We start from the raw sequence: 6,084 nt of genomic DNA, 5'->3' as shown, positions 1-6,084 counted from the left end.
AGAAGGTGCTGGAGGGGGTAAAGACGTTGCCGTTGTCGTCGTGGGAATACAAGGCGGATCCGAACGACCGGCGATACATCGGGCCGATGGCGCAGGATTTTCAGGCGGCGTTTGGCCTGGGGGATGACAAGACGATCAACACACTCGACGCCGACGGCGTGCTCTTCGCCGCGGTGCAGGCGCTCGCAAAGGAAAATGAGCGAATCGCGCAAGAGAACGAGGATTTGCGTCGCCGGATCGAGGAACTCGAGAAACGGCTTTCGAGCCAACAAAACGGGGCGTATTGATTTTCAAGGAGGTGCGCCATGAATCGCTCGGTCCTTTTCGGTCTCGGGTTTTTGGCGATGTCCTCGCTGGACTCGTCGGCCCAATACTCCCATCGCAGCACAGTGCATGACGGGTTCGGGGATCGCTCGACCGGCGGGCCCTACACCCATTGGAGCTCGGGCGCGCAGCCAGGCGGGATTCGGATTTCCTGGGCGGGCGCGACGGCGAACTTTGCGGGCTATTTGCAGACCTTTGCAATGCAACCGGGAAAAGACACTGATGGCGACGGGTTGCCGGATGAGGTTGATCTGGATAACGACAACGACGGGCTGGCGGATGTGACGGAACTGGAAGGCACCGGTTTTTCGCCGAACACGGTGACGGACCATAACAATTCGGACAGCGATGGGGATGGGATGAGCGATGGGGTCGAATCGCTGAGTGGGAGCAATCCGAATAATTCGAATTTGTATTTGCGGATTGTTCAGATTGCGGAGGGGGGCGGCGGTCGGCAGGTGTTTTGGCAGGCGCGAGGGAACCATGAGAGGAAGTATGTGGTGAAGGCGCGGACGAACCTGCTGTTGTCGGCTCATGAGGTGATCTTCAGCAACACGGTGGGGGGTGGGGTGGCGCCGTGGTATGAGGTGACGAACAGCGTGACGGATGCGACGGCGGTGCCTGCGGAGTTTTACCACGTCGAGGTGGTGCCCTAGGACGGGGGTGTGAAGAACCTGGAGGGTCGGGTTCCACCCCGACCGAAATCCGCGTCGCGGGTGGAACCGCGCCCTCCAAGACGTCCACGTTTAGATGGGAGGTCCCACGCTGAATGGAAAATTCATTTGTAATAAAGGGGCATGCTGTGGAGCGTGCCCCTTGTATCCCCGATGGAGCCGCCCGTTGACCTCTAACCTCGTTCGCTTGTTCTGGCTCTTTTAAAGTTCCTCCCATTGCAGCGGTCCTCCCTTCACCGCCGTGGGTTATTTCTACCGAGTTCGCAAGGGGACATTTTGAGTTATGACACCGCCAAGTTTTGCCTTGAAAAGGAACATTTGTTCAGTATTATGGGATCACCTGTTCAGAATGCGAGGTGCTCCATGCCGAGGACCATGAATCTCAACGCAAAGATCCAACAACTGCGGCTGTTCCTCCATCGCGAACGCCGGATGCCGACCTACCGTGAGATGCTCACCCTGTTCGGGTACCGCTCCACTAACTCTGTTGCCGGGCTGGTCCGCAAACTCGTCGAAGGTGGGTTCATTCTGCAGGACAGCCAGGGACACATGGCGCCGACGCGGAAACTCACTGGCGTCGTCAAACTTCTCGGCACTGTGCAGGCCGGCTTCCCCTCTCCGGCGGAAGAGGAACTAGTCGATGTTCTCAGCCTCGACGAGTACCTGATCCGACGGCCCGAGGCGACCTACCTGCTCACCGTGACCGGTGACTCGATGATCGATGCCGGCATTCACCCGGGCGACATTGTCCTCGTTGAAAAAGGGGGAACGCCCCGGAACGGCCAGATTGTCGTGGCGCAGGTGGACGGCGAGTGGACCTTGAAATATTACCACAAAGACCGCGCCGGGGTGCGGTTGGATCCGGCGAACAAAAAATACTCGTTTATCCGGCCCAAACACTCCCTCGTAATCGGTGGCATCGTCCGAGGGGTCGTGCGCCGATACGATTGAGCAGTTTCGCTGGGCTCGCCGCCGGCGCCGGCGCCGCGCTGCGCCCCAGAGATGTTGAACGCCGTCAGTCCGGCGGTTGGAGCCCCGCTTTCCTCATCAGCCGGGCCCGGGCGCGGAGAACGGCGTCGCGAAGCCGTTCCTCGTCAATCGTCGTCAGCTCGCCATCCTCATACAAAATCCGGCCGTCGACCATGGTCATCCGCACGTCGGATGCAGCGTGAGAATACACGAGATTGGTCAGCGGATCCGCCGAGGGCAAGGCCGAGACACCGGCTGGGTCGACGAGGATCAGATTCGCGCGTTTTCCCACCTCGAGGGTACCCATTTCATCCTGCCACCCCAGGGCACGGGCACCGCCCTCCGTGGCCATCCGCACGATCTCTCGCGCGGGCAGCGCGGCCGGACCGAGGCGGATCTTCTGGAGGAGTCCCGCCTCGCGCATTTCAAGAAATGGGTCGAGCCGATTGTTGCAGGGCGCGCCGTCGGCTCCGAGCGCGACGTTGATGCCCATCTGGAGATACTCCGGAATCGGCGCGATTCCTGAACCGAGTTTCAGGTTCGCGGAGGGGCAATGCAATACGCTGGTCCCGGTTTCGCGAAGGATGTCCCGCTCGTGCGGCTCGGTGTGGACGCAATGGGCGAGTCCGACATCCGGGCCGGTCAGGCCCACTGAATGCAGGTATTCGATGTTCGGCAGCCCCGTGCGCGTCCGCACCAGTTCGACCTCCTCGATTTGCTCCGAAGAGTGGGTGTGCAGCCGTAGCCCGTTCTCGCGAGCATACTCCGCGGCCAGGCGCATGTTTCGCGCGGAGCAGCTCAGCGCAAAGCGCGGCGCCACCGCCAGCCGGATCCGCGGGTGCCCCTCCCACTCGTCACGGAGGACGTCGAGGTCGGCGAGGGCATCCTCGATGTCCACCGCAAGTGGGTCGTATCCGCCGGTTTCGTCCATCAAACAGTGGCCGATGACCCCGGCCATCCCCGCTTCATGAACGGCTCGGAGCACGTGTCGCGTATGGCGGACGGTCTCGATCGAGAGGAAGGCTGTCGTTCCGCTTTTGATCAGCTCGGCGCAGCTCAGCAAGGCGGAGAGGTAGATCGACTCCTCGTCGTGCACCGCCTCGAGCGGCCAGATCACGTTCCGCAACCAGGGCAGAAGGGCCATATCCTCTCCGAGGCCGCGAAACAGCGTCTGGCACAAGTGGATGTGGCCTTGGATTAACCCGGGCATCAGCAGTCCCCCCTCGGCATCGATCGTCATGTCGGCCCGGGCGATGAACCGACCGACCCTGGCGATGCGACCCTGCCTGACGAGCACGGAGCCGCGTTCGATCGGTTCAGCGTCGGCTGATGTCAAAATCAGCGCATTTTTGATCAGGATGGTGGATGCCATGGCGTGCGCGATTGACCCTGTCTGCAGGAATGAGTTTTCCTTGAGGCTACTGGGGCAATGGATTATGCATCCGGATATGTCCCGAGCAATCCCTCTTCTCGTGCAGGCAACGGCCGCCACGCTGGCGCTTTCGCTTACGTCAGGTTGCTTGGTGACCGATGGCGCCGGTCAGCCCTCGGCGACGGAGCTCGCCCTGCAGCAGGATCTGATGGCCCTCCAGGAAGAGAACCGACGACTCAAGGGACAGTTGGAGGGCATGGAATTGGAGATCGATCGGCTGGCCCGGGCCGTGGACGCACTGCGCGCGGCGCCGGCGGGCCCCTCCACGGCCGATATTCAGGCCCTTCAACAGCGAATGGGCGCACTCGAGGCGCAGTTACGCAACATCGACGCCGCCCGAGAGCGAGACCGCAAGGAGATTATCGACACACTCACGGCCCGCATCAGCCAACTCCTCGCCTCTCAAACGGCAACACGGCCCCGTACCGCATCCGCGCCCACCCCCTCTGCTGTGCGACGCGGCGGCGCGCAGGAGGGCTATGAGCATGTGGTCGAGGCGGGCCAGTCCCTTTCGGCCATCGCGGCGGCCTATGGCGTGTCTGTCCGCGAGATCGTCGAGGCGAACAACCTTTCGAATCCGAATTCGCTTCGCGTCGGCCAAAAGCTTTTTATCCCCGCCAAGCCTTAGCTCGCCATGTGGAGGGTCCAGAAACCGGATGGCTCTGTTTACGGTCCCGCGCCACTGGAGGTCTTGCGCCGATGGGCGGCCGAGGGCCGCATTGCTGCCGATGACCAGGTTGCCGAAGAGGGTGGCGATTGGCGCCCCGCGCCGAGCGTTGCCGCCCTCGAAATGGAGTGGTTGCTTATGCAGGATGGTGAAGCCGCGATCGGACCTCTGCATATCCTCGCCTTCGCCGAGTTGCTACAGGATGGCGCCCTCACCGGCCAGGAGTTCCTCGTTCACGCGGCTGGAGGAGAGCCTGCCCCGATCGCGTGCGTCATCGCTCGCGAATGCTTGCGGCGCCTCAGCGAGAGGTCCGCGAATACGGAACTCCCAGCGTCGCAAGGTCGGTCAGAAAACGCGCAAGCCGGCGCCAAGCTGCCTGCTGTGGCTGCGGCAGAAGGGGCCGGTGGCCGGTCTGCCCCCGAGGACGCGAGGGCGTTGCCCGACCGCATAGCGGCGCTGGAACGCGAACTCAGCGATGTGCGGGCGGAAGCCGAATCCCTCCGCACCCGCGCCCGGGAAGAGGGCACCCGTGCGGCGCTGCTGGAAGAGGAATTGCGGCTGGCGCGCGAAGAAATTCGGCGCCTTCATATTTTGGCGGAGGTCAGCGCCCGCACCGCTGCCACCGCCTCAGCGGACAAAGTGGCGTCGGCCGCTCATGAACGCGACATACGCGACCTCACAAAACGGTGCGAGCGGCTGTTGGCGCAGGTGGACGAACAGATGCAACGCAGCGAGTCGCTCGAAAAAGAACTTGCCGCCGAGCGGAAAGCGGCTGAATCCCGCCAAGCGGAGTTCGAAAAACAAATCGAGCAGCTCAAAACAGAACTGCAGAATGCACGGCGTCAGCTCGATCAGAAAAATGACGATTTTCGCTTTCTGGTAACCCAGCACCGCGAACTCAACGAGCGGTTCATCCGTCTCAAGCAGGAATTCGACAACATCCGGGGCGCCGGCGAGAAGCCGAAAGTTCGCCTCGCCTGAACCCCGTTTTGCACGCGCGGCCCTGCCCGCGCACTCGGCATCGAGCGATTTCACACCCGGCCGGTTTCGCCTCCGGCGAAGGTATCGGTTTTACAGCCGCCTTCTTCTGTGCGGTTTTGCGGCGCCAATCCTCCACCCAGCGGCTTCGCCCCGGCGTGGCCGATGCCGCTTGATCTTCCCCGTCTGAGGGTCAGGTGTGCAAAAAATTTTGTTGACAATCGATCAATAGTGCTCAATATCGCTCACAAATGATCAATTCGGGTCAGCGCGATTTGGCATGGGAACGGCACCAGCGGTTGCGTGCGTTCATCCGCCAGCGGGGGGCTGCGCGTGTCGAAGAAATCGTCCGTGCGCTGGGGATTTCGCCCGCTACGGCGCGGAGGGACCTCGAAACATTGGAAGCGGCCGGACATATCCGGCGGGTCCACGGCGGTGCGGTGAGTGCGGAGCTCCCGGTGGACGAGCCTCTCTTTGATGACAAGGCGGCCATTCGCTCGCGGGAAAAGAGGGCTATCGCGAAAGCTGCCCTTCGCCTGATCCGGCCAAGTGAGACGATTTACCTCGACGGCGGCAGCACGGTGCTCGAGTTGGCGCGCCTGCTACGCGACCGCGCGAACGTGACCGTGGTCACCAATTCACTGCGCGCGGCCGTCGAGCTGTCGGGCCAGGGTCCGCGCGTGATCCTCATCGGCGGTGAGTTGCGTCGGCTGAGCCAGACACTCGTGGGTCCGCTCACGCAACCGCTCCTTGCCCATCTACGGGTGGATCGAGCCTTCATGGGCACGATCGGCCTGTCGATTGAAGAGGGCCTCACGACCACCGACGCCAACGAGGCGTTCACAAAGCGAGAGGCGATGCGCCGCGCTCACGAGGTGGTCGTGCTGGCTGACAGCGGGAAAATCGGAAAGACGTCATTTTCAAATGCGGGAAAAATTGAAGATTTCGACGTGTTGATCACCGACGCCGGTGCGGACCCGTCGTTTATAAAATCGCTGCGTGCAAAAGGTATTCGCGTTATGATCGCCGAGGAGGATTGA

Annotated in this window: 7 protein-coding genes; 6 read left to right on the top strand and 1 reads right to left on the bottom strand. The window is 62.1% G+C overall.

Annotation, left to right across the window (positions count from 1 at the left end):
- The 3 genes from NZ740_03300 to lexA all read left to right on the top strand — a co-directional run.
- The coding region (locus tag NZ740_03300) for a hypothetical protein (GenBank protein MCS6771036.1) at positions 1-287 on the top strand (287 nt) is incomplete at its 5' end.
- Positions 288-305: 18 nt separating this feature from the next.
- Entirely contained in the window at positions 306-980 is a 675-nt protein-coding gene (locus tag NZ740_03295; GenBank protein ID MCS6771035.1) for a thrombospondin type 3 repeat-containing protein, read from the top strand.
- Positions 981-1,373: 393 nt separating this feature from the next.
- Positions 1,374-1,949, top strand: coding sequence for a transcriptional repressor LexA (lexA, locus tag NZ740_03290; protein MCS6771034.1), 576 nt, complete (start codon positions 1,374-1,376; stop codon positions 1,947-1,949).
- Between the two features lie 64 nt (positions 1,950-2,013).
- Here lexA and NZ740_03285 read toward each other — a convergent pair whose 3' ends face one another.
- A complete protein-coding gene (locus NZ740_03285) occupies positions 2,014-3,339 on the bottom strand; it encodes an amidohydrolase family protein (protein MCS6771033.1) in 1,326 nt (441 codons plus the stop codon).
- A gap of 76 nt (positions 3,340-3,415) precedes the next feature.
- On the opposite strand from NZ740_03285, the gene NZ740_03280 reads away from it, so the two are divergent.
- From NZ740_03280 to NZ740_03270, 3 genes are all read left to right on the top strand, one after another.
- Positions 3,416-4,027 carry a LysM peptidoglycan-binding domain-containing protein gene (locus NZ740_03280; protein ID MCS6771032.1) on the top strand — a complete coding sequence of 204 codons (612 nt, stop codon included), beginning with the start codon at positions 3,416-3,418 and terminating at the stop codon, positions 4,025-4,027.
- A gap of 6 nt (positions 4,028-4,033) precedes the next feature.
- Entirely contained in the window at positions 4,034-5,047 is a 1,014-nt protein-coding gene (locus tag NZ740_03275) for a hypothetical protein (GenBank protein ID MCS6771031.1), read from the top strand.
- Positions 5,048-5,295: 248 nt separating this feature from the next.
- On the top strand, positions 5,296-6,084 hold the full coding sequence (locus tag NZ740_03270) for a DeoR/GlpR family DNA-binding transcription regulator (GenBank protein MCS6771030.1): 789 nt from the start codon (positions 5,296-5,298) through the stop codon (positions 6,082-6,084).

This window comes from Kiritimatiellia bacterium (assembly GCA_025054615.1).
Classification (GTDB): domain Bacteria; phylum Verrucomicrobiota; class Kiritimatiellia; order CAIVKH01; family CAIVKH01; genus JANWZO01.
Note: the sequence above shows the minus strand (reverse complement) of the source record. Positions and strands in the feature narration are given on the sequence as shown.

What these genes read in the sequence shown, in the direction of transcription:
- NZ740_03295 (MCS6771035.1), top strand. Translation starts at nt 306, where the DNA reads ATGAATCGCTCGGTCCTTTTCGGTCTCGGGTTTTTGGCGATGTCCTCG.
- lexA (MCS6771034.1), top strand. Translation starts at nt 1,374, where the DNA reads ATGAATCTCAACGCAAAGATCCAACAACTGCGGCTGTTCCTCCATCGC.
- NZ740_03285 (MCS6771033.1), bottom strand. Translation starts at nt 3,339, where the DNA reads ATGGCATCCACCATCCTGATCAAAAATGCGCTGATTTTGACATCAGCC.
- NZ740_03280 (MCS6771032.1), top strand. Translation starts at nt 3,416, where the DNA reads ATGTCCCGAGCAATCCCTCTTCTCGTGCAGGCAACGGCCGCCACGCTG.
- NZ740_03275 (MCS6771031.1), top strand. Translation starts at nt 4,034, where the DNA reads ATGTGGAGGGTCCAGAAACCGGATGGCTCTGTTTACGGTCCCGCGCCA.
- NZ740_03270 (MCS6771030.1), top strand. Translation starts at nt 5,296, where the DNA reads ATGATCAATTCGGGTCAGCGCGATTTGGCATGGGAACGGCACCAGCGG.